This window comes from Actinobacillus vicugnae (assembly GCF_901687125.1).
Lineage (GTDB): Bacteria > Pseudomonadota > Gammaproteobacteria > Enterobacterales > Pasteurellaceae > Actinobacillus > Actinobacillus vicugnae.
In genome coordinates, this window is sequence record NZ_CABFJY010000022.1 from 70,337 (window position 1) to 93,647 (window position 23,311).

The 23,311-nt window shown below is 39.0% G+C and carries 17 protein-coding genes, 2 tRNA genes and 1 pseudogene; 8 read left to right on the top strand and 12 right to left on the bottom strand.

The annotated features are described in order from the left end of the window. Window positions 1–115: 115 nt before the first annotated feature. From F8M47_RS06305 to F8M47_RS06325, 5 genes are all read left to right on the top strand, one after another. Window positions 116–191, top strand: a tRNA-Val gene (locus F8M47_RS06305). A gap of 51 nt (window positions 192–242) precedes the next feature. Then, window positions 243–318, top strand: a tRNA-Val gene (locus tag F8M47_RS06310). A 244-nt stretch (window positions 319–562) separates the two neighbouring features. Further along, entirely contained in the window at window positions 563–1,744 is a 1,182-nt protein-coding gene (rlmN, locus tag F8M47_RS06315) for a dual-specificity RNA methyltransferase RlmN (RefSeq protein WP_150539292.1), read from the top strand. Between the two features lie 34 nt (window positions 1,745–1,778). Further along, window positions 1,779–2,327: a type IV pilus biogenesis/stability protein PilW gene (gene pilW / locus F8M47_RS06320; protein WP_150539293.1), complete on the top strand. Its 549-nt coding sequence runs from the start codon at window positions 1,779–1,781 to the stop codon at window positions 2,325–2,327. 75 nt (window positions 2,328–2,402) lie between these two features. Then, entirely contained in the window at window positions 2,403–4,739 is a 2,337-nt protein-coding gene (locus F8M47_RS06325) for a Tex family protein (RefSeq protein ID WP_150539294.1), read from the top strand. A gap of 59 nt (window positions 4,740–4,798) precedes the next feature. On the opposite strand, the gene F8M47_RS06330 is transcribed toward F8M47_RS06325, so the two are convergent. Both F8M47_RS06330 and F8M47_RS06335 read right to left on the bottom strand, forming a co-directional pair. After that, complete coding sequence (locus F8M47_RS06330; RefSeq protein ID WP_150539295.1) at window positions 4,799–5,422, bottom strand: glutathione S-transferase family protein; 624 nt, start codon at window positions 5,420–5,422, stop codon at window positions 4,799–4,801. A gap of 56 nt (window positions 5,423–5,478) precedes the next feature. Next, window positions 5,479–5,910: an organic hydroperoxide resistance protein gene (locus F8M47_RS06335; protein WP_150539296.1), complete on the bottom strand. Its 432-nt coding sequence runs from the start codon at window positions 5,908–5,910 to the stop codon at window positions 5,479–5,481. 102 nt (window positions 5,911–6,012) lie between these two features. On the opposite strand from F8M47_RS06335, the gene F8M47_RS06340 reads away from it, so the two are divergent. Next, window positions 6,013–6,879 (top strand): AraC family transcriptional regulator, encoded by an 867-nt coding sequence (locus F8M47_RS06340; RefSeq protein WP_150539297.1) that lies wholly within the window; start codon window positions 6,013–6,015, stop codon window positions 6,877–6,879. A gap of 374 nt (window positions 6,880–7,253) precedes the next feature. On the opposite strand, the gene F8M47_RS06345 is transcribed toward F8M47_RS06340, so the two are convergent. The 4 genes from F8M47_RS06345 to sppA form a co-directional block, all read right to left on the bottom strand. Further along, window positions 7,254–8,534 carry an NAD(P)/FAD-dependent oxidoreductase gene (locus F8M47_RS06345; RefSeq protein ID WP_208790039.1) on the bottom strand — a complete coding sequence of 427 codons (1,281 nt, stop codon included), beginning with the start codon at window positions 8,532–8,534 and terminating at the stop codon, window positions 7,254–7,256. A gap of 111 nt (window positions 8,535–8,645) precedes the next feature. Beyond that, window positions 8,646–9,134, bottom strand: coding sequence for a SprT family zinc-dependent metalloprotease (locus tag F8M47_RS06350; RefSeq protein WP_425292570.1), 489 nt, complete (start codon window positions 9,132–9,134; stop codon window positions 8,646–8,648). Between the two features lie 35 nt (window positions 9,135–9,169). After that, a complete protein-coding gene (locus tag F8M47_RS06355; RefSeq protein WP_150539299.1) occupies window positions 9,170–9,958 on the bottom strand; it encodes a ribonuclease T2 family protein in 789 nt (262 codons plus the stop codon). Window positions 9,959–10,075: 117 nt separating this feature from the next. Next, entirely contained in the window at window positions 10,076–11,932 is a 1,857-nt protein-coding gene (sppA, locus tag F8M47_RS06360) for a signal peptide peptidase SppA (RefSeq protein WP_150539300.1), read from the bottom strand. A 111-nt stretch (window positions 11,933–12,043) separates the two neighbouring features. Between sppA and F8M47_RS06365 the strand changes: the two genes are divergently transcribed. Next, the gene (locus tag F8M47_RS06365) at window positions 12,044–12,607 is read left to right on the top strand and encodes a nitroreductase family protein (protein ID WP_150539301.1); all 564 of its coding nucleotides are present in this window, start codon (window positions 12,044–12,046) and stop codon (window positions 12,605–12,607) included. Window positions 12,608–12,624: 17 nt separating this feature from the next. Further along, complete coding sequence (locus F8M47_RS06370) at window positions 12,625–13,446, top strand: SDR family NAD(P)-dependent oxidoreductase (protein ID WP_150539302.1); 822 nt, start codon at window positions 12,625–12,627, stop codon at window positions 13,444–13,446. Between the two features lie 69 nt (window positions 13,447–13,515). Here F8M47_RS06370 and F8M47_RS06375 read toward each other — a convergent pair whose 3' ends face one another. The 6 genes and pseudogenes from F8M47_RS06375 to F8M47_RS06400 all read right to left on the bottom strand — a co-directional run bounded on the left by F8M47_RS06375 (window position 13,516) and on the right by F8M47_RS06400 (window position 23,232). Continuing rightward, entirely contained in the window at window positions 13,516–15,183 is a 1,668-nt protein-coding gene (locus F8M47_RS06375) for an ABC transporter ATP-binding protein/permease (RefSeq protein ID WP_150539303.1), read from the bottom strand. A 73-nt stretch (window positions 15,184–15,256) separates the two neighbouring features. Continuing rightward, complete coding sequence (locus F8M47_RS06380) at window positions 15,257–17,998, bottom strand: M16 family metallopeptidase (RefSeq protein ID WP_150539304.1); 2,742 nt, start codon at window positions 17,996–17,998, stop codon at window positions 15,257–15,259. Between the two features lie 120 nt (window positions 17,999–18,118). Next, window positions 18,119–18,787 (bottom strand): hypothetical protein, encoded by a 669-nt coding sequence (locus F8M47_RS06385; protein ID WP_150539305.1) that lies wholly within the window; start codon window positions 18,785–18,787, stop codon window positions 18,119–18,121. Further along, on the bottom strand, window positions 18,762–20,615 hold the full coding sequence (locus F8M47_RS06390) for a TonB-dependent receptor plug domain-containing protein (RefSeq protein ID WP_150539306.1): 1,854 nt from the start codon (window positions 20,613–20,615) through the stop codon (window positions 18,762–18,764). The genes F8M47_RS06385 and F8M47_RS06390 overlap by 26 nt, the downstream gene beginning before the upstream one ends. A gap of 52 nt (window positions 20,616–20,667) precedes the next feature. Then, window positions 20,668–21,762, bottom strand: a complete 1,095-nt coding sequence (locus tag F8M47_RS06395; protein WP_150539307.1) for a hypothetical protein — start codon at window positions 21,760–21,762, stop codon at window positions 20,668–20,670. 27 nt (window positions 21,763–21,789) lie between these two features. Then, a pseudogene (locus F8M47_RS06400) lies at window positions 21,790–23,232 on the bottom strand (surface lipoprotein assembly modifier). Between the last annotated feature and the right edge of the window lie 79 nt (window positions 23,233–23,311).

Genomic DNA, 23,311 nt, shown 5'->3' on the forward strand with positions numbered 1-23,311 from the left:
GGTTAAAAACGTAAAAAATGAGGGTTTTGGACGAAAAATTCAACAAACAAGCCAAAATATCAAAAAAAGGGTTTGACGATAAATGAAAAATCTCTATAATGCCACTCCACAACACGGGCGATTAGCTCAGTTGGGAGAGCACCTCCCTTACAAGGAGGGGGTCACTGGTTCGAGACCGGTATCGCCCACCACTTTAGATTTTCATCATAAACTTCAAGCTATAGCAAAATGCTATATCATGAGGGCGATTAGCTCAGTTGGGAGAGCACCTCCCTTACAAGGAGGGGGTCACTGGTTCGAGACCGGTATCGCCCACCACTTCTTATCTTAAATTCTAGTTATTTAATCCAAAGCAAAGATCAACTAATTTTATTTCTTTTCTTTATATTTATTCTTTTTTGCGATCTCGATCGAAAATTTCGGTTTAAAAACTTTCATTTTGCTTAAAAATCACTAGCCTTAATACGCATAGACGAGTAAAATTTGCGGTCTTTTTTATTTTATCAACCTGCAAAACTAATCCTTTTGCCGTAAACCGTGTAACAACGAGGCTTTTACTCTCATGTCAGAACAAACCCAAACTTGTGCAAGCGAAATTCAAGCAACGAATATCGCGGTACAGCACCCTAAATCAGAAAAAATTAACTTAATGAATTTAACTCGCCAAGAAATGCGAGAGTTATTTGCAGAAATGGGCGAAAAACCATTTCGTGCGGATCAATTAATGAAATGGATCTATCACTTTGGTGAAGATAATTTCGATAATATGAGCAATATCAATAAAGTATTGCGTGAAAAATTGAAACAAATTGCTGAAATTAAAGCACCTGAAGTCTCTGTTGAACAACGTTCAAGTGATGGTACGATCAAATGGGCAATGCAAGTAGGCGATCAACAAATTGAAACGGTATATATCCCAGAAGCAGATCGTGCAACCTTATGTGTTTCTTCACAAGTTGGCTGCGCATTAGCGTGTAAATTCTGTTCAACCGCACAACAAGGCTTTAACCGCAACTTAACTGTATCAGAGATCATCGGGCAAGTATGGCGTGCTTCAAAAATTATCGGTAACTTCGGGGTAACAGGTGTGCGTCCAATTACCAATGTAGTAATGATGGGCATGGGCGAGCCATTACTTAACTTAAATAATGTGATTCCAGCGATGGAAATTATGTTAGATGATTTCGCATATGGTTTATCTAAACGACGTGTAACGCTTTCAACCGCAGGAGTTGTGCCAGCGCTTGATATCATGCGTGAGAAAATTGACGTGGCATTAGCGATTTCACTCCATGCACCGAACGATGAATTACGTGATGAGATTATGCCAATCAACAAAAAGTATAATATCAAGACGTTAATGGATTCCGTGCATAAATACCTTGAAGTATCGAATGCGAACCACGGTAAAGTAACGATTGAATATGTGTTGTTAGATCACGTTAATGACGGCACAGAACATGCACATCAATTAGCGGAAGTATTAAAAAATACTCCGTGTAAGATCAACTTAATTCCGTGGAACCCGTTCCCAGAAGCGCCTTACGGCAAGAGCTCAAATAGCCGTGTGGATCGTTTCCAAAAAACATTAATGGAATACGGTTTTACAGTAATTGTACGCAAAACACGTGGTGATGATATTGATGCTGCTTGCGGTCAATTGGCGGGAGATGTAATCGACCGAACCAAACGTACTATGGAAAAACGTAAGTTTGGCAAAGGTATCTCGGTACAAAATCATTAATTTATCTCAAGAAAAATCAGGTTAGGAGAACAATATGAACATTGCAAAATTTTTACGAAATTTGACCGCTTGTACGCTGTTATTTGCATTGTTTGGTTGTTCTTCTAATTATGTTCCTTCCCAAGTTACTTTTAATCGCTCGGAAGCGGTGAAAGCTCGGATCAATCTAGCCTTGGCTTATCTTGAACAAAATGATTTGCCAAAAGCGAAAGAAAATATTGATAAAGCATTAAGCCACGATCAAAACGATTACTTACCTCATTCGGTATTAGCTTATTATTACCAACAAATTGGTGATCAAATTCATGCTGAGCAAGCCTACCAACAAGCGCTGAAATTAAGTAATAACCGCCCTGATGTATTAAATAACTACGGTACCTTTTTGTGTAAGCAAGCTAAGTTTGAGCAGGCTTATCAACAATTTGAACAAGCGGTGAAAAGTGAGCAGCCTTATTATCATCAAGCCGATAGTTTAGAAAATATCGCCTTGTGTGCCAAACAAGAGCCGAATTTAGGCAAGCTAAACCAAGCGCTAAACCAATTAGAAAAGCTCGATAAAGCCAGAGCTGACAAGCTTCGCTAGCTAGAACTTTTATTTTTGGGCATTGTCTTTTTTTACTGTTAAAATAAAGCGAATTTTATTTGTTAGGAAAACGCAATGTCAGAGCTTAATACCCAAATCAGCCAACTTATTGCCACAGAGCTTGCAGTTGGTGTCCATCAAATTCTTGCTGCAATCAAATTACTTGATGAAGGCAACACCATTCCCTTTATTGCACGTTACCGTAAAGAGGTAACAGGCGGATTAGATGACACCCAATTACGTCATTTTGAAACGCGTTTAATTTATTTACGTGAATTGGATGATCGTCGCCAAACCATTCTGAAATCAATTGAAGAACAAGGTAAACTTAGCGATGAGCTGCGTGCTAAGATTGAAAGCACTGAGAGCAAAACCGAATTAGAAGATCTCTATCTCCCTTATAAACCGAAACGTCGTACCCGTGGGCAAATTGCGATTGAGGCGGGGCTTGAACCATTGGCAGACAGTTTATGGAATGATCCAAGCCAGTTACCAGAAGCACTCGCAGAATCTTTTTGGGATGCGGAAAAAGGTGTGGCAGATGTAAAAGCAGCACTTGATGGCGCACGCTATATCCTTATGGAACGCTTTTCTGAAGATGCGGAATTACTTGCAAAATTACGCCAATATTTGACCGCTTACGCCACATTGGAATCGAAAGTGATTGAAGGTAAAGAGGGAGAAGGCGAAAAATTCCGAGATTATTTTGAGCATCAAGAACCTTTCAAAAGCGTTCCTTCGCATCGTGCGTTGGCGATGTTCCGAGGTAGAAATGAAGGCGTGTTATCGCTGTCACTCAATGCGGATCCTGATGCGGAAGAGGGCGTAAAATCAAGCCATTGTGAGGAAATTATTCGTCAACATTTAGGTGTAATTTTCAACAATCAGCCTGCGGATAAATGGCGTGAACAAGTAATTGCTTGGACTTGGAAAATTAAAGCCGCTCTTCACTTAGAGACCGAATTAATGGGCGCATTGCGTGAGAAAGCGGAAGAAGAAGCGATAGATGTTTTTGCTCGAAACCTGTCCGCGCTTTTAATGGCAGCACCAGCAGGGGCTAAAAATACTATGGGCTTAGACCCTGGTTTGCGTACTGGTGTGAAAGTTGCCGTAGTGGATAATACGGGCAAATTACTTGCGACAGAGACCATTTATCCACACACCACAGGCAAAGCAGCGGCAGAAGTTTCGCTCTATAAATTAATTAAACAGCATAATGTGGAGCTGATTGCGATTGGTAACGGCACAGCCTCGCGTGAAACAGAACGTTTTACGAAGGATGTTTTAAAGCAAATTAAAGAGAGCAAACCTGATATGCTGATTCCACAAACCGTTGTGGTCAGTGAAGCGGGTGCATCAGTGTATTCGGCGTCTGAATTGGCGGCAAATGAATTTCCTGGGCTTGATGTTTCGTTGCGTGGTGCAGTATCCATTGCGCGTCGTTTACAAGATCCGTTGGCGGAACTAGTAAAAATCGAACCAAAAGCGATTGGTGTAGGGCAATATCAACACGATGTCAATCAATCACAGCTTGCCCGCAAATTGGATGCGGTGGTGGAAGATTGCGTAAATGCGGTTGGTGTGGATCTGAATACTGCTTCTGCGCCATTACTGGCACGTGTTGCGGGCATGAGTAAAACATTAGCGCAAAATATTGTGGCATACCGTGATGAAAACGGACGTTTTAGCACACGTTCTGAACTGAAAAAAGTGCCTCGTTTAGGGCCAAAAGCCTTTGAACAGTGCGCAGGTTTTATGCGTATTGTCGGCGGTAAAAATGCGCTAGATGCGTCAAGTGTTCACCCAGAAGCTTATCCTGTGGTGGAGAAAATTTTACAGGCAACCACCTCAAGCCTTGCGGAATTAATGGGTAATGCAACTCGTATTCATCAACTTAATGCACAAGATTTTGTGGACGAACAATTCGGTTTACCAACTGTAAATGATATTTTCAAAGAGTTGGAAAAACCAGGGCGAGATCCACGTGGTGAATTTAAAACAGCTACTTTTATGGATGGTGTAGAAGATATTAAAGATCTGAAAGTCGGCATGATCTTAGAGGGGACAGTGACCAACGTGGCAAACTTTGGCGCCTTTGTAGATATTGGCGTTCATCAAGACGGCTTAGTGCATATTTCGATGCTTTCCAACAGCTTTGTGGAAGATCCACATAAAGTGGTCAAAGTGGGGGATTTGGTAAAAGTAAAAGTCTTAGAAGTGGATGTGCAACGTAAACGTATCGCGCTTACCATGCGCTTAGAAGATAAACCTACAGACAAACCAACAAGCGGTCGAAATTCGCCAGAAATTCGCAAAAATCCTGAAAAATCCGACCGCTTATCAAACAAACCACAACGCAATCAATTCGCCAACAATGCGTTTGCTGATGCGTTAAAAGGTTGGAAGAAGTAGCAGGATTTTCTTAGTACAAGAAGCGGTCAGGTTTGCAAAAATTTTGACCGCTTGTTTTTTTAGAACTTACTCAAATCCAAACTGCCTGCGGTTTTGGCGTTGGCTTTTAAGTAGCTTGGGTGGGTTTCGATTTGGTTGAGGTAGCGAGTGATATTTGGGTAGTTGGCTTTTTCAACGTAATTAATTCCCCATTGTAATGGGAAGCTAAGTGCGAAGTCGGCGCCTGTTAATTGATCGCTTACAATCCACTGTTGTCCGTTTAACGTGTTTTCAACATGGTTGAAATACAGTGCAACTTGGGCGTTTACGTAACCATTGTAAGCGCCAAAATCACCTTGTTTTGCCATTAATGCGAGCAAATTTGCGGAGAACATTGAGGCAGAAACACTCAGCCAATAAAGGTATTTTGAATAATCATCTGTTTTGTTGGCGGGTACTAAACGACCGTTATCGTAGCGATCAAGCAAATGTTGAATCAGGGCATTGCCTTCTGCTAAAACCAATTCTCCGTCTTGCATCACAGGCGCTTTACCAAGCGGATGTTGCGCTTTGAGTTCTGGTGGTGCAAGCTGGGTATCAGGTAAGCGTTGATACATTTTTAGTTCGTAGTCCAAACCCAGTTCTTCTAATAACCACACTATGCGATGTGAGCAAGAACGTTCAAGATAATGCAATGTAATCATAAGTCCTCCTTTATGGACAAGCGGTGTAAAATCGCTGAAATTTTACATCGCATTTATTATAACGAAAAGTTATTCACCACTTTCACGTGTAAACGCACGTCCACATTGCCACGGGTAGCATTTGAATATGGGCAAACCTCATGCGCACGGCTGATTAAGGTTTTGGCTTGTTCTTCAGTTAAGCCTTCCACAGTGATAGTAATATCTAAATCTAAGCTAAAAGTACCATCGGCTTTTTGCCCGATGCCTACACCGACTGTAGTGCTTGATTTGGTTGGTTTTAAGCCTAAACTTGGCGCAACGTGGTTCATTGCACTGTCAAAGCATGCCGCATAGCCCATTGCGAAAAGTTGTTCAGGGTTTGTTCCTACTTTGCCATTTTCGTTTTGGAAACTGACTAAATCAAAGCCGATTGAGCCATCATCTACTTGTGTACGACCATCACGTCCGCCTGTTGCGGTTGCACTTGTTTGATAGAAAATTTTCATAGATTATTCCTTCTGTTATATATTGAAAGTATGGTCATTATATTGAGCAGTTGTAAAAATCGATATATTATTTCTGCAAATTTCTTGCCTAATTCTCTAAAAATGCAAATTGTTGATAAATTATTATCGCTTGTGCCCAAAAATCAGATCTGGCAAACACCGATTGAAGGGGTAGTGATTCAGCACGCTGATCGCCCTACGCCATTGAGTAGCTATATTCTTGAACCGCGTATTTGTATTGTGTTGCAAGGTGAGCGGAAAATTTGCATTGGCGACCAATGCACGCTGTTTACCCAGCAACATTTTATGTTTTGCCCTGTTAATATGCCACTTTCGGTTGAAGTTATTCAAGCAAGTGAAACGAATCCTTATTTGATGATGACGATGAAAATCGATCTAAAAATGGTGGCAAGCATTTTGCCTTATGTGCCTGCGCCTGCAAAAAATTCACAAAATTTGACCGTTTTCTTGCAATGGCATTTGGATGCGGAGCTACTTACTCAATTTGAACGGTTAATAGAATTGCTTAAAACTCCAGAAGATATCGCATTTCTTGCACCGCTGATTCAGCAACAAATTTATTATACTTTGCTAAAAAGCGAGCAAGGACAGAAATTGTGGGAGTTAGTAAATGAAGGAAGCCATACTCAGCGTATTGCCCAAACAGCGAATTGGATTGAGCAACATTACGCAGAGACATTACGGGTGGAAGAGCTGGCAAAACGGGCGGGAATGTCGGTGTCTGGCTTTCATGCACATTTCAAACATTTGACAAATATGTCACCGTTGCAATATCAAAAATCGCATCGTCTGTTAGTCGCACAGAGATTGATTCAAGCAAAACATAGCAATATCGCCAATGTTGCATTCCAAGTAGGTTACCAAAGCCCAAGCCAATTTAGCCGAGAATATAAACGGTATTTTGGCGTAAGTCCGAAGGGGGAGTGTGTAGGAGAAAAGATACGTTAGCAAACGCATCCGTCAGGAGATGGGCGCTATCGAGGTGTTTACCTCCAATAGCAACCACTTACTCCTCTCCCTGATTTCCGCCTCTGAACGAAGTGCTAATCGTCCCTCTCCCTCAAGGGACGAGGGTGTAATAACGTTCAATTGCAAAATTTTGTGGAAATTCGACCGCTTGTATCCAATCACTATCGTAATCAAATCTCCCCTAACTCCTTTTTCTAAAGCGAGGGGTTTCCTTTAAATATTAACAAGTTATGAAATTTCGATTCCTTATGGTGAGGAAACGGAGGCGAGCCATAAAGTGGCTCAACAGGCTCGCAGAGCTTCGTAACCACGCACGGCTCGTGCGTGGTATAAAATTCGACCGCTTGTTTGGCTTAGTGTAACTTCATTGATGGTCTGAGGAAGCGGTTGATTTGACCAACTAATAAAATCAAGCCTGTTTTTACCCAGCCGTGTAATGCGACTTGGTGCATACGGTAGAGAGAAAGGTATGCAAGGCGCGCGATTTTACCTTCGATAAACATATCGCCACTCATTAAGTTACCCATTAAGTTACCCACGGTACCGAAGTGTGAGAACGAAAGTAATGAGCCTTTGTCATTGAATTTAAACGGTTTTTGTTCTTTCCCTTCAAGCACAGCAACGATATTTTTACCGCATTGGGTTGCCATTTGGTGTGCTGCTTGAGCACGAGGCGGAATCGCTTTGCCATTTTGAATAAGCGCGGCACAGTCGCCGATAACATAAACGGAATCATCAACCGTAGTTTGTAATGTATCTTTGATTTCAATTTGGTTTAAGCGATTAGTTTCAAAGCCAAATTCTTTAACGAAATCAGGTGCTTTAACCCCCGCAGCCCAAACCATTAAGTTGGCTTCAATTTTTTCGCCGTCTTTGGTGATTAAGCCGTCTTCTACCGCTTCGGTAATCATGGTATTTAAGCGAACATCTACCCCCGCTTTGCGTAATTCAGACAACGCAGAAGCAGAAACTTTTTCCGTTAATGCAGGGATCAGGCGCGCGCCAGCTTCTATTAATGTTACTTTTAAACTTGCACGGTGTAATTTACCAAAGCCGTAAGAGTTTAAGTATTTCACTGCATTATAAAGCTCTGCAGAAAGTTCGATACCCGTTGCACCACCACCTACAATCGCAATTTTTACATCTTGATCTTCGCTGTGCGAGAACTGTAAGAATAATTCCATCATACGTTTTTGGAATTGTTTTGCTTGTTCAGAACCGTCTAAGAAAATGCAGTGTTCCGCCACGCCTTTGGTGTTGAAATCGTTAGATTTACTACCGATTGCAATCACTAATTTATCGTAGGCGATATGACGTTCTTCAACTAGAAGCTGATTTTGTTCGTTATAAATTGGAGCAAGGGTGACTTCTTTTTTGTCACGACTTACTGCAGTGAGCGTGCCTTGTTGGAATTCGAAACCATGATTTTTAGCGTGTGCACGATAGCTTAATGCATCCGTACCTTCATCTAAAGAACCTGTTGCCACTTCGTGTAAAAGTGGTTTCCAAAGGTGGCTAGTGTTACGGTCGATGAGAATTACTTTCGCTTTATTCTTACGTCCGAGTTTATCACCGAGGTAGGTTGCAAGCTCTAAACCACCTGCACCACCACCGACAATAACGATTGTTTCCATTGTCATGAAATACTCCAAATGATAATAAATTGATAAAAGTCAAGAAATTGAGTTAATTTTAGGCGCTAATGAAATAAAGTCTAGTACCTTTTAACGTTATTTTAACTCTTGTTATAAATTGTCTTTAAATGTTAATGTTTGTTTACACTGCTTACAGATATAGCGTCGCTGATGACGTACAATTGCATTGTGGCGGCGAATAGAAAGATAGTGCGTTTGGCAACCACACTGATAAGCAAATTGCTGACCGATGACATTTCGAGTATCAAAACAATGATAAGTCTCGGCGGGTACGCCTAGTACTTGCTCCATCATCATTTTCCATTCTTTACCATGTGGTTGAACTCGACCAAACTGTTGATAAACCAATATATGCGCCAGTTCGTGAGGTACAACTTGTTGAATAAAAGCTTGTTTATTTTCAGCTAATAACACGGGGTTAAAGCGAATTTCATTGCGCTGAAGATAGGCAACACCAGCTTTTTCGCCACGCACGGCATAACTTACCGTCGGTGGCGTAAAGCCTTTGTTGAAATAGTGATTGGCTTGCTCCAAATTGCGTTTCAGTTGGCGCTGAACTTGCATTTTTAATTGACGCATTTGGGCGTGATTAGAGGCGGATTTACTCATTTGACTTATTTCGGGCAATCCATTGGCTGCCATTTTTTGTCGTAACACACATACAATTCAGTTTTACTTGCACCCAAATAAATGCCTCGTAATTGTGGATTGTGCTTACGCATCCATTGGAATAAATCATTTCTACGCAGGTTTTTTGTAGGTAATTTTAAGCTGTAAAATAATTCTTTTTGTTTTGCAAAATAACTTTCTGCATTTTCAAAAGCGCAGCTACCGTGTTTTTCCCATTCACCTTGTAATAAGGCAGCGCCTGGTGATTCAGGCAAATATTGTTCAACAATTTGGGCTGAAACTTCGGGTAAATCGCCTTGGCAATAACGAGGATGATCTTCAACTGAGCGCGCTTTGCCATTTTGTGGCCATAAACCGTGAATTACCCAGCCAAAATTTTGTTCGCCCGCACATTGGTAAGCTAAATGTTGCGGAACGCTACCTTGATTGCGACTACGTTGTGATTCACAAAATGCAGGTGACCAAGAAAGCGCTAACATATAGTAATCGACAGGGGCGTTTGCATTTTGCCCAATCTTATCTTCATGCATCTTTGAATCGTAATTCATTGAAAGTGCGGCTTGTGTTGCTGAGGCTGATTGTGCTTGTGGTGCTTTAGCAATCGGTACATCTGTTTCTGAGCTATATTCATTTTGTGTTGGTTGAACAGATGATTGCTGAGCAGGTTTTTGCTTACTGCTGGTTTCTGATTTTGAGTTTTGATTGTTAAAAAAATAAGAAATTACCGCAACAGCAAGTAATACGGCGAGTTTTATTAACTGTTTTTTGTTCATTTTAATTGATCCGAAAAGACAAAAAGGGCGTTACTATAAACAAAAATGTGAGGGGAGAAAAGAAAAAACAAGCGGACAAATTTGCAAAAAATTCAGCAAATTTGACCGCTTATTAGTTTATTTTATCGTGCCACAGTTTAGGCAGTATAAATAAGCATGTTTAGGATCGTTGAATTTTTGTAATAACTCAAGTGGTTGCTTGGCTTGTGTGTTGCTCGGTAAACTTAGCATTGAGCTAAGGTTTATTTTTAGGTTTGCTCCTTTTAAGAAGGAGCCTAACAAGCTGTCATTACTATCAATGAACCATTGCGCTCTAAAGTTTTTGATTGGCGCTTCACCTTTGCTTGTACGTTGTTGGTTTACTAATGCGGTTACCGCGTCGTAAGCCGTGTCGAAATCGCCAAGCTCATCGACTAAACCATGTTTAAAGGCATCTTCACCCGACCAAACTTGCCCTTGAGCAATTTTATCAACCGCATTTTTTTCCATTTTTCGCCCACGGCTAACTAGATCTAAAAAGCGTTCATAGCCGTTTTCAATGCTGATTTGGATCACTTCTGCTTGTTCTTTTGAAAGGGTTTTCAACGGACTTTGAGAAGCAAAGGGTGAAAGTGAAATACCATCTTCTGTGACCCCTAAATTTTTCGCTGTTTTCTCAAAGCTGGTAGCTAAGCCAAAAATGCCGATTGAGCCTGTAATCGTTGTTGGGCTAGCGATAATTTTATCGCTGGTTGCTGAAATCCAGTAACCACCTGAAGCCGCCATTCCACCCATTGATGTAACCACAGGTTTACCTGCGAGTTGAATAGCTTCTAACTCTTGGCGAATAATTTCAGAAGCAACAGCGCTACCTCCAGGACTATTTACCCGAATAATCACGCCATCTACATTTTCATCTTCTCGCACTTTACGTAATAATTTTACGATAGTATCGCTTCCTGCGGAATCTTGATCGCTTTCGCCCGTAATAATTTGTCCTTCTACATTCACAATTGCAATTTTGTGAGGTGCATTTACCTCAAAACGGTCGCTTAATTGTTGGGCATAATCAAAGTAATCAATATGTTTGTAATTACCTTTTTTATCTTTTCCAAATTGCTCAGTTAAAGCGGCCTGAATTTGTGCATTAGTTGTAACATCGGTTACCAATTTTTGAGACAGTGCGTATTGAGCATCATCGCCTTTTAATTGTTTATATTGGGCAATATAAGTTTGGCTGTCTGGTAATACTTGATTTGGTTGAATATTGCGGTTTTGTGCTATATCGTTGCGAATATTATTCCATACAGAATTTAGCCAAGTTTGTGCATTTTGCTTCGCTTCAGTGGACATATTGTCGCGAATAAATGGTTCAACCGCAGATTTGTAAGTACCAACACGGAAAATATGTGGGACGGCTTCAATCTTATCTAGTAAGGTTTTAAAATAGATATTGTTATGACTTAGCGCATGAATATCGATGAAGCCTGCTTTGTTTAGATAAATCTTATCGGCAAAACTTGCTAAGTAATATTGTGGCTGGCTGTACTGTTCACCAATAGCAATTACGGGTTTGCCACTTTGTTTAAAATAGTTAATTTGAGTACCGATAAATTGTATTGAAGCAAGATCACCACCACTGAAATGTGCTAAATCAAGGACTAAGCCTGTAATACGATCGTCATTCATCGCTTTAGTAATTGAACGAGCAACATCGAAAGTGGATATTTTAATTGGTTCGCTATTACCTAATTCAGATTGAAGTAAACGGCGTAAATCACCGTATTCATCATGATTATCGGCTAAATAACCATCTAAATTAAGCAGTAAAGCACCTTTTTCAAAATTAGATGGGTTGTTTTTTGTTTTTGATTCTTGCTGTAAGAGAGTAGTAAATGCAAAGCATACTAACACAAAGATGATAAAAAATAGGCTTAATACAAATTCTCGAATACAACGAAAAATTTGATAAAAACCTTTTAATATTTTTAACATAATACTCCTAAATTTAAGAGGAAAAACTTTAAGTTAAACTAACACAAAATCAGCTAGGAATTAACAAAATATGTTATTCTAAGCTAAATTTTTACACTAGAAATATAGACTATGGATACTTTATATTTATTACAACACCGTCGTTCAAATAAAAAATTTGGTGATATTGCGCCAAATACAGTGCAACTTGAAAATATAATTAAAGCGGCACTACGTGCGCCAGACCATGGCAAAATGAAGCCCTATCATTTTGTGGTAATTGAAAAAAGTGGTATGCCGAAATTACGAGAATGTTTAGCAGCAGCGGCGGTTGAATTTAATATGGATGAAAAGAATGCGGCGAAGGCAGATAAGCTTTCCAATCAAGCGCCAATGGTGATCGGCATTGTTGCGAAAATTGATCACGACTCGCCAAAAGTACCTGCTTGGGAGCAAATTGTTACCGCTGGCTGCGCGACTTATGCAATGCAATTGGCAGCTAATGCACAGGGCTTTGAAACAGTTTGGATCAGTAAAAAATGGGTGGAAGGTGCTAAATTACGTGAAATGTTTGGCTGTCGTACAGGCGATAAAGTGATCGGTCTATTATTGGTGGGATCGCCGAAAGAAGATGATAATATTTCGTTAGCTCGAGAAACTGAATCAACCGAAGGCTTTGTAAGCGTAATTTGTTAAATAATAACAGAGAAAATATGAAAACCATTTTAATTACAGGCTGTTCTTCAGGCATTGGTTATGCGAGTGCAAAATTGTTGCAAGCCAATGGCTGGCGGGTGATTGCAAGTTGCAGAAAACAAGCGGATGTTGACCGCTTGCAAGCCGAAGGTTTTGAATGTATTGCGCTTGATGTATTAGATTCAGCACAAATCGCCCAAGCATTTGAATATATCAAAACAAACGGTGGCTTAGATGCGGTATTTTGCAACGCAGGTCAGGGACAACCAGGCTGTGTTGAAGATATTCCTCGTGAAGCGTTACGTGAATTATTTGAAATTAATGTGTTTGGGGTATGGGAAGTGATGAACCATGCTCTCAAAATTTTCCGCTCTCAAAATCACGGACGTATTTTACTGACCAGTAGTATTTTAGGGTTTGCTGCAATGCATTTTCGTGGTGCGTATAACGCTACAAAATTTGCAGTGGAAGGAATGGCGGATACGCTTCGCCATGAATTATATGGTTCGAATATTTATGTGAGTTTAATTGAACCAGGCCCGATTTTAAGCGATTTTCGTTCCAACTCTTTGGATAAATTGACTAAATATATTGATGTGGAAAACACCGCTAAAACAGCATTTAATCAGCAACAATATCAGCGTTTAGCGACTAAAAAGAACGACAACCCGTTTGCAAAACCAGCCTCCGCCGTTGCGGAAGCCTGCTTGCAAGCACTTACCGATAAAAAACCGAAAGCTCGTTATCAAGTGACTTTCCCTACCAAACTGTTTTGGTGGCTAAGACGCTTGCTTCCTACTTCTTGGTTTGATTTTGTTTGCCGAAAATCGGGAGGCTGATTTTTCATTTTTACTAAACATCCCCCTTCTTTGCTAAAGAAGGGGATTGATGGGTGACTTTAGTTTCTCCTAGGCTTTATAAGCAGTGAGATCAATTTCTTGATCTGCAAAATAAGCTAGTTCTTGCTGGTGGGTAATAAAGATTACCGAAGCGGTTGGTAGCTGTTGTTTAATCAGATGAAACATTTGCGTAGCGGATTCTTCATCTAGGCTGCTGGTAGCTTCATCTAAATAAATCACTTCTGGTTTATTTAGCAAGATACGAGCAAACGCAATACGTTGTTGTTCCCCTCCTGAGAAAATATGGTGCCACGCGTGTGTTTCTGCTAAACGATTAATCCAATTGCTTAGCCCTACTTGCTCCAGTACAGTATTCATTTCTACTTCACTATAACAATCCTTCGTTGGGTAGCTTAATACATCAGCTAAAGTTCCTTCATTTAAATAGCTACGTTGTGGCACAAGTAGGCTAGATTTATTCGGCTGTTTATATTCGCCCTCGTAATAATCCCAAATACCGCTTAGCACACGTAATAAGGTCGATTTACCTAAGCCACTTTTACCTTTTAAACGTACCCATTGCGAATGATCCACTGCTAATGATAATTCACTAAACAAGCGGTCATTTTCAGGGGTATAAATTGCAAGTTTTTGCGTATCTAATGCTTTATCGCTCTGCTTAATTTCAGCATTGACGATATTTTCTAACGCATCCATTTCTTGCTTTAATTGCGTTAAACGCTTAATTGAAGCGCTCCATTCTGGCAAGCGAGAGTAAGCGAAAATAAACCAGCTGAATGCACTAATTACCACACTAAATGCATTACGAATCTGCATAATGCCGCCAAAAGTAATCACCTTCATCACTAAAAGTGGAATTGAGAAAACCACTGGTAATAAATTAGACATACGATCATAACTAACAGTAAATAAACCGAGTTGTAGCTCTTTAGTCATTAAGCTACGCCAGTTAGTCACAATCGCTTTAAATTCATTGGTAAGTGTGAGCTTTTCTGCTTCTTCGCCTTGGTAAAGCGCAATTTGTTCTGCATTGTCTTGTTTACGAATCAAGCTAGTACGGAAATTTGCTTCAAACATTTGTTGTTGATATTTTAGTCCATGTAGCTTACGACCAATTAAATGGGTGAATATCGTCCCCAAAATTGAATAAATTACAGCTACCCAAACCAAATAACCTTTTACCACAACGGTGTGTCCGAACAAGCTAAATTCGGGAGTGCCTGATAAATTCCACAGCACCATAAAAAACGCATACAATTGAATTACGTTGAAGATAAACGAAATGGTTAATTCAATGGTTAATTCAATAAACAGGCGGATATCTTCGGCGATACGCTGGTCGGGGTTATCCATTTTCTTGCGATGCGCTAAGCGATAATAAATTTGTTTAGAAAACCACTGATTGAGGAATTGCTCAGTCATTGCTTGACGCCAGCGAATAATCAACAATTTACGTAACCATGTGCGATAGACATTGGCAAGTACAAACATCGCAATATAAATAAAATATTCACCTAATAATGAATAGGCTTTTTCCACCTCAAGTCCTGCGAGTGTGTCGTAGAACACTTTTGACCATTCGGTAATTTTTACGTTGATATAAGTAAAACCTGAACCGATTGCGATAATTACAATCGCCATTAACCAAGCGCGCCAGTTGGATTTAATCGCCCAATACGGCTTGCATAATGCATATAAATTTTTAAAAAACTGCATAAAAATTCCTAAAACTTCCGAGAAAAACAAAAAATAAGCGGAGACGATGCTCCGCCTATAAAATCAGTTGTGCCTATTTTTTGGGCGTGGTAATAAATAGCTTTTCACTATCTGGATTATAAATATTTGTTGCCATCACTTTTACTTTGTCGAGGCTAATTTCATCCGCCAATTTTTGCATATCTGAAAGATATTGCGGATTGCCGAATTGTTCTTCGCCTAAAATCAAACGTGAAAGCCAAGTTCTTGGATCGTTTAAACGATCTTTTTCCTGCTGCAAAAAGATGGATTTGGCTTGTTTCACATCATCTTCAGTGATTTGGTTTGGTAAATCGCTAAGTACTAAGCGAGCCTGTTCCACCAATTTGTCGGTGATTTCAGGATTTGCAACAAAACTTAACGCTGATTCAATTCGCTGCGTTTCTTGATTTAAGCTACTGTCAAAACGTAAGCTATACACACCAAGTTGTTGGTCTCGTAAGCTATTTTTTAATTTATTGCTTGCAATATTACGCACCAGTGCTACTAACATTGCATCTTTACCCTGCCATTGATATGGCGTAAAGCTCCATAAGCGCACATCGTCTTTTGGCTCTAGGTTCATCGCAAAACGGGCTTGTGCCTTCCCTCCCACTGGTAAAGTTTGGCTCGATTCTAACCGCTTATCACGAGCAAGATCCGCTAAAAATTCAGAAATTAATTTCTTCACTTCAGCTTCTTCCATATCGTTTAGCAAATAGAATGTCGTTGGTGCTTTAACCATTTTCGCCCATTGTTGATTAAGATCATTTTCGGTTAATTGCACCAATGAAGCTTTATTTGGCAAAGTATCATCCACTTTCTCAAGGTTGAAACGTAGCTTAGAAATTGCTTTTAAACGTTCTGTTTCATCATTTTTTTCATTTTGTAGATCAATGGTACGAGCCACTGCTTCTTTGGTTTCATCTAAACCATCTTTCACTTTAGTTTCGACTTGATAAGCGTAATAGAGGCGTAATAATTCCGCTAATTTGTTATTTTCTGCCGAACCATCAAAGGTAAGTTTAGTCGCAGTTTGCTTGATTGAGAGATTTACTTTATTTAGCTCTTTCCAACGCTGGAGCTGTTCGATTTCCCAATCAAGCGGTGCATTTTGCGCAATTAATTGCGAAGCAATTTGGCTTTGCCAAATACCTAAGTCTTGCGCTTTAAAACCCGCAGAACTTTGTGCAACAAAGAAAGTACGATCTTTCGCAAGTGGCGATTTTAGCCATACCACTTTATCACCGTTAGAAAGCGTCCAATGTTTTACATTCTGTTCATTAAATGCTTGCTCACTTACAATCGAACCTTTGCCAGTCAATGCATTTAGCGACATTGGCACAATTTCTTTCTCTTTTTGTGGTGTCGTAATTTCAGCTTTTTCCACTTGTGCTTGTAGCTCATTTACCATTGTTTCGGTGATTGGCTCTACTTGTGTTTTGCGAGGTGGTTGGTAATTCACTAAACGATCTTTTGCACTAAACCAATCTTGAATACGCTGATTCACTTCTTTTACTGAAATATTTTTCAGCATAGGTTCGGTTAAATTTGCAATCTCTGGTTGAGTTAAAAACGGTTTATCCACTAACACCGTATCCACCATTGCTTGCATCCATTTTTGAAAATCACGATCGCCATCGTGTTTTTTCGCATTTTCAATTTGAGCGAAGATTGGCGCTTTCTGTTTATCCAATTCTTCTTGGCTAATTGGGAAACGTTTAATACGTTCAATTTCTTCAAAAATTTGTTTTAAACCTAATTGGTGCGAAGTTGGAGCTACACTTGCAAAAATCGCTAGTGCTACTGTATTACGACCAATATCTGATTTACGAGGCACCACCGAAGAAACGCCTTTTGGCAGAACTTCTGCCTGATTGCGTAAGCGCTGAACTAATGCCGATAATGCCAAGCGATCGACTAAACGTTGATAACGCCCTTCTTCGGTTTGCGCACGGCTCTTGCTTTCATCAAAACGGAAAATATAAGCTACTTGGCTGACGCCACTACGAGGATCTTGTAGTTTGTTAATCAACAAACGATCTTTTAACGTTGGCTCTAAGTAATCACGCTTCGGTAATTGCTTGCTTTTTACTTCGCCAAAATAGCGCTGGATTGCTTCTTTCGCTTTTTCAGGCTCAACATCACCTACCACCAATAAATTCATATTGTTTGGTACATACCATGTTTGATAGAATTGTTGTAATTGCGTTGCAGGCATTGATTGAATGCTCTCTGGCGTACCAATCACACGGTGACGAGCATAGCGAGAATCCGCTCGCACCGCTGCCATACGCTGTTCATTCATGGTTGCTCCGACGCCTAAGCCTTGACGCCACTCTTCCATAATGATTTTGCGCTCATCATCTAAATCTTGTTGGGTCAATTGTGCGTTAAATACCATTTGAGAAAGTGCATCAAAGCTTTGCTCAAGTCCTGCTGTCGCTGGCGGTGTCAATAAATAGGTGGTACTGTCTGTCGTGGTAACTGCATTATAGTTTTTCGCACGTACCCATTTTTGTTCGTGTAAATAAGGCATTAAACCATTTGGGTGAGCGCTTGTCCCTCGAAACACAAGATGTTCCACCATATGCGCTACACCCGCTTGGTCATCATTTTCATCCACCCCGCCCGCATTAACACGCAGACGGATTTCCATATGCCCTTTTTCATCATGCAACGGCAAAATGGTATATTTCAAACCGTTATCTAATTTGCCTTGAATTGGCTCACTCTTTTCAGCATAACTTGCGCTTGATACAACTAATAGCGCTAGTGCTGTTAAAATAAAACGCATTTTTTAACCTTCTAAAAACGAAAAATCCTCTCGCTTAATTCAGCGAGAGGGAATCAATCTAAGCGGTCAAATTTTAACAAAAATTTGCAAATTTGCCGAAAAATTTAACCGCTTACCTTACTACCAGTTATAACTTGCTCCAACCCAGAAATTACGCCCCATTTTGTAATAGGTTGTAGAGCCTGAAGATTTTGCTACAGCGGTTTTATCTAAAACGTTATTTACATCAAGTGTTAGTTCTAGATATTGTTTACGTACTGTAGGTAATTTATAAACAAAATGCCAATCTATTAAGAATTGACTACCAATTTGCGCATCTTCGTACTCAACAGCATCAATATCTTGTCCATATAAACTTCCACAAATACTTTGGTTTGTAGAATATTGACAGTTAATTGAAGATGATTTGGCTTGAATATAATTACGTTTACCTACATAACTAAATCGTTGGTCCCAAGTTAAACCAAGCGTTGGGAATTCAGTATTTAGATTAAATGTGATTCCCCATTTAGAGTTAAAGTCATTTGACGGTAAATCATCTTTGTTAATTAGCATACCTTTGTATACGGCATATGAGTAATCTTCTAAAGAATTTGCATCATAGGTACTGTTATTTGTACGATTATGGCTAATTCTTGAACTCATTCCCCAGTCAATATTGGCATATTTAAATTTATATTCGCCAATATTATCTACAGTCAAAGTAACAGTATCATTTTTACTCCAACCTGCATTATTTAATGTATAACGCCCATCAACCAATTCACGAGTAAATTGTTTTTTTACCATCACGATGCACCCATTTTAACGTCACATCTGTACCTAATATTTTTTGACCAATACCTAACACATATTCATCACTATAAGGTGTATCTAGATCACTAGTTGCTGTTTGAACAGGAGTTGAGCCTGAAGAACTATATACCCATTCATAATTTGTATCAGCATTTCGAATCCATCTATCTCGATTTCCGATACCTTGACGTAATTTATATGCCAACATAGAAGTTGCATAATAACGGTTAAAACCACCAAATAGACGGGTTTGCTCATCACCAAATACGTCGTAAGAAAGTGATGTCCGAGGTGCTATATTGATATTTTTTAAAAATTGATTGTAATCTGCACGAATACCTAAGTTCAAATCTAAGTTTTTATACTGAATATTATCTTCAGCATAAATCGCATAATTACTATCATTTACTTTTACATTACGGATTGGATAAGCTTGAGCACTAGTCGCATATTGTTCACCTTCAATACACTCATTCATATCACCACATACAATATTAGAGTTATTTGTGTAGTAATACTGCCAAGCTTCTGAAGTACGAATATATTTTGCCCTAGAAAGATCCGCTTGCCAGCCTAAAATTACTTTGTGAGAACTATCTTTCCAATCAAACTCATTTAGTTTAAAGTCTTGCTTTAAGGTAAATGTGTCTTTTTCTGTTTCGTATTTACCATATCCACCATATAACGCTTGACCAGAGCTATTACTTACCCAGCCAATGGAATCAGATGAAACATAGCGACGATAAACGCCTTCATCATTTTCAATTTCATTCCCCGTTTTCTTATAAGAGAATTTGGTTGTCATTTTGAAATGTTCGAATTGTTTTTCCCAATCTAATTGAGCACTATACCCTCCACCAGTATTACTATAACCACCATTCATTACATTCTGACGGAAATATTTTGCTTTATGTGGCGAATACATTAAAGTAGCTTTCCACTGATCTCCGTTCTCAGTAAAATGCACTCCTTTTAATAAATAAGTTTCACTCACTCGTTTCTGTTTCGCCGTTGTATAACCGCTTGGATCCGCTTTTGAATACATATAAGAATGAATAGATTTAATATCTGAATCCGTACGATTATAAGAAAAAAGTAGTGAAGTGCTATCACTTAATGGTTGACTTACATTCACACTATATTGATTTTTAGTGAAGTCAGGCTGGTAATCCAATCTTTTCGAATTTGCAAAATCATCTTGTTTATCTTCTTGCACGTGAAATTTTGCCCATGAACCACGTGTTGTACGGTATGAGATACTGCCGTGATTTTCATCAAAGTCAGGATCTTTCAATTCCACATTGATTACACCACCAGTAAAGTTACCGTATTTTGCCGATACATTACTGTCAAAAGCTTCCATGTTCTTAACTAATTTTGTATTTAGCCAAAATGACTGTGAACCAGCTGAAGGTAAGTCATACGCTTCAAAGCCTGTTGGGTTCTTTCCACCACGCCCTGCGTTATTCGTGGCAGGATTTATATTGTCATTATTTGAAATACCATCAATTGTGAAATTATTGTTATAGTATTTTTCACCATGGAAAGAAACTTCATCTGGACTAATTTCTCCCGCACTTGTAGATAATTCAGCCATATTTGAATACAACACATTAGGGTTATTTTTTAATAACTCTGTAATATTGCCATTCGTACTTGGTAAACGTTTAATCTGCTCAGCAGTAATTTTTTGTGTACCTATTTTTTGGCTGAAAGCTCGATCTTTAACGATAACCTCATCTAAGCGGATAGTATTCTCAGCATAAATATTTGAAGCGAAAAAAGTGCTACTTACTAATAGCGCTATCTTTGTTTTTTGCATAATTCATCCTAATGTAACCAATTGATTTTGCATAAATTTCTGAACAATATTTCTATTGTTTTGTACCTGCAAATGCACCTTGTACTGTTTTACTTGCTGTTGCATCTGTTTCAAATGTGCCAACGACTTCATTCGCTTCAGATCCAGCAAAATAACCTTGGTATGTACCAGACTCATTTAGCGATGAGCTTACAGCAAAAGTAGCATCGCCATTAAAGGTCGCATAACCATTAGTAATAGAAATTGTGCCATTATCAAAGGTTGCAAAAGTTTTAACTGATCCACCATTTGTTCCACCAGTATAAATAGAACCTGTAATTCCCCCATTGTTATCTACACTCATAGCAAAATTAGCTGATGTTACGGCTACAGCATTATTGAGGGAATATGCAGCCTTACCTGCATAACTTGCATTTAATGCAGAAGACTTATTAGACTCTGGCGTTGCTGTTGTAACTACTGCAACATAAGAATTCGCTGGACTACTATCTTTTATTTCCTCACGAATAACCGCATAGCTTGAATATGTTTGCTCATTTTTTAACATAACTGTACCTGCTGAAACAGTTTTACGACAAGATCCGTCATAACTTGATGCACTATTAGTACAAGATGAAGCCGTTTGAGTTTGAGAAGAAGACATTGCCTCAATTAAAGTTAATGGCTCATTTATATACTTATAAAGATAAGAAGTCTCATCAGTGGCTGTATTTGTAGAACTAAATACTTTCGGATTTTCCGTAGAAATTACATCAGTTTGTGTCTTTGATGAATCATCATCTGTTACTGTATTATTATCAGTATGCTCGTCATTCGAATCAGACGTAGAATCATTTGAAGTAGTATTGTCGGTAGTGTCACTATCAGAACCAGATGTAGAACTATTTGACGTAGTATTATCAGTAGTGTCTGCAGTATTATTATCAGAAGTATCCGTTGAATCAGAAGAAGATGAATTAGTTGTACTATTCATTGCATCTGCCGTTGCAACTCCTGAAGATACTGGTGTTGCTGTAGAAGCTGTTTGGGCAGTATTACCAGCAGAAGCACTACTTCCTGTACTAGAAGAACACGCACTTACGCCAAGCGATAACAAAATTGCGACTGCGACATTTACTACTTGTTTATTCAAAATATTTTTATGCATAGATAAGCACCTATATAAAATTGTTATTTAAAAAGTTTTTTCCAGTAATACGTTTACACTTTTATCCGAATAAGAATAGAGGCTTGCGAAGTTACTACGCTGTTTTTTCCAGTGGTAGTTTAACTTCGGGGTGATGCCCCATAAGTGCCAATCTAGTTTCCAGATTGTTGCATTAATATGATAAATCTCGTCTTGTCTGCGTTTATCAAAATGAAATACCGAACCTAATGCAAGATTATCTTGATAACTTCGTTTTGAAGCAGAGAAACTTAAACGAGAAGAAATTCCCCATTGCCACTCTTGTCCCCAGCCAATACGGGCTGTTTTCAAATCATAGCTGTAATGGCGGGCTTTAGTACGCTCTTGCGTATAATCTGCCCCAGCGTAAAAGTAATAACGAGGGCTTGGGCGCAAAAGTATGGTCAAAGATCCTAGCTTGCTATTGCCATTTAAATTTGGGTTATTTGAGTAGAAATTTTGAGCATATTCCACCGCACTTGAGATTTGCTAATTCGCATTCAACCAGCGATTAAAAGCAATACGTACGCCGTTACTACGTTTGTAACGATGTCCGCCATACCATTGCTGTTCATAAAACGGTAAAAATGCAAAGCGTTGGCGATCTGCCTTATGCACATAACCTAAGGACAAGCGGTTACTAATGTCATCATAATCATGATAATCCCAATAACTTTTGCCGTATAAGCTATTTTCTATATGTAAGTAGTGCGCATTCCATAAGTTAATATCGCGCTCTAGGTCAAAGTAATAGCCAATCCCGTGCGCCTTTTGAGGCAACATCGTTTCGCTTTTTACAAAAGCGGTATTTTCAATATAGCGATCATTGGAAACGTTATTGACGTTTTCTTCTCGTAAGTAATTGGCGGTTAATGACACTTGCCATTCATTCCGTTGCGCAAGTGTTTGTAAATAAAGCTGAACCAATTGCGCAATATCTGGCGGGATCTGTGGATCACTTAACGCTTTTTCAAATTGATCTTTAGCAGCATTATCTTGTTGTGCTTGGAATAAGCTAATTGCAAGCTGAATACGCACAGGTGTTAATTCTGGTTTTTGAGCCAGAATCGTTCTATAAAAGGTGATCGCTTGGCTATATTTCTGTTGTTTTTTAGCAATCTGCGCTTGTGCAAATAGTATTAAAATCGGATCTGTATCAGAAAAACTGCGATAAATGGAGAGTAAATATTCAATCGTATTAGGATTTCCAACCTCTATAGCATGATTTAATAATTGTTCAGTAAGTTGTTTATTTTTGAGCAAGTCTTGTTCTGCAAAAGTAATATTTTCTGCGGAATGTTTTTCTAATTCAGGCAATTTTTTTGTATCTTTTAGCAGCCTAGCAATTTCTATATTTTTTTCAGGGGTATTAATAGGTTGTTCTGCATAAACGCTATGAATACTGGAGAAATAAAATAAAATTGAGCTAAAAATTGCTAGGTGTTTTTTCATAGATTAAAACGATTAAATACGTAATATCATTCGTTGATACTTGTATTTCAATGGAAAAGTTACAGTTTTTTGATACTAG

Bases quoted from the DNA above. Each gene is read 5' to 3' on its own strand.
- rlmN (WP_150539292.1), top strand. From the start codon at position 563: ATGTCAGAACAAACCCAAACTTGTGCAAGCGAAATTCAAGCAACGAAT.
- F8M47_RS06385 (WP_150539305.1), bottom strand. From the start codon at position 18,787: ATGGTAAAAAAACAATTTACTCGTGAATTGGTTGATGGGCGTTATACA.
- F8M47_RS06355 (WP_150539299.1), bottom strand. From the start codon at position 9,958: ATGAACAAAAAACAGTTAATAAAACTCGCCGTATTACTTGCTGTTGCG.
- F8M47_RS06390 (WP_150539306.1), bottom strand. From the start codon at position 20,615: ATGCAAAAAACAAAGATAGCGCTATTAGTAAGTAGCACTTTTTTCGCT.
- F8M47_RS06335 (WP_150539296.1), bottom strand. From the start codon at position 5,910: ATGAAAATTTTCTATCAAACAAGTGCAACCGCAACAGGCGGACGTGAT.
- F8M47_RS06370 (WP_150539302.1), top strand. From the start codon at position 12,625: ATGAAAACCATTTTAATTACAGGCTGTTCTTCAGGCATTGGTTATGCG.
- F8M47_RS06330 (WP_150539295.1), bottom strand. From the start codon at position 5,422: ATGATTACATTGCATTATCTTGAACGTTCTTGCTCACATCGCATAGTG.
- pilW (WP_150539293.1), top strand. From the start codon at position 1,779: ATGAACATTGCAAAATTTTTACGAAATTTGACCGCTTGTACGCTGTTA.
- F8M47_RS06365 (WP_150539301.1), top strand. From the start codon at position 12,044: ATGGATACTTTATATTTATTACAACACCGTCGTTCAAATAAAAAATTT.
- F8M47_RS06375 (WP_150539303.1), bottom strand. From the start codon at position 15,183: ATGCAGTTTTTTAAAAATTTATATGCATTATGCAAGCCGTATTGGGCG.
- sppA (WP_150539300.1), bottom strand. From the start codon at position 11,932: ATGTTAAAAATATTAAAAGGTTTTTATCAAATTTTTCGTTGTATTCGA.
- F8M47_RS06345 (WP_208790039.1), bottom strand. From the start codon at position 8,534: ATGGAAACAATCGTTATTGTCGGTGGTGGTGCAGGTGGTTTAGAGCTT.
- F8M47_RS06325 (WP_150539294.1), top strand. From the start codon at position 2,403: ATGTCAGAGCTTAATACCCAAATCAGCCAACTTATTGCCACAGAGCTT.
- F8M47_RS06395 (WP_150539307.1), bottom strand. From the start codon at position 21,762: ATGCATAAAAATATTTTGAATAAACAAGTAGTAAATGTCGCAGTCGCA.
- F8M47_RS06350 (WP_425292570.1), bottom strand. From the start codon at position 9,134: ATGCGTCAATTAAAAATGCAAGTTCAGCGCCAACTGAAACGCAATTTG.
- F8M47_RS06340 (WP_150539297.1), top strand. From the start codon at position 6,013: ATGCAAATTGTTGATAAATTATTATCGCTTGTGCCCAAAAATCAGATC.
- F8M47_RS06380 (WP_150539304.1), bottom strand. From the start codon at position 17,998: ATGCGTTTTATTTTAACAGCACTAGCGCTATTAGTTGTATCAAGCGCA.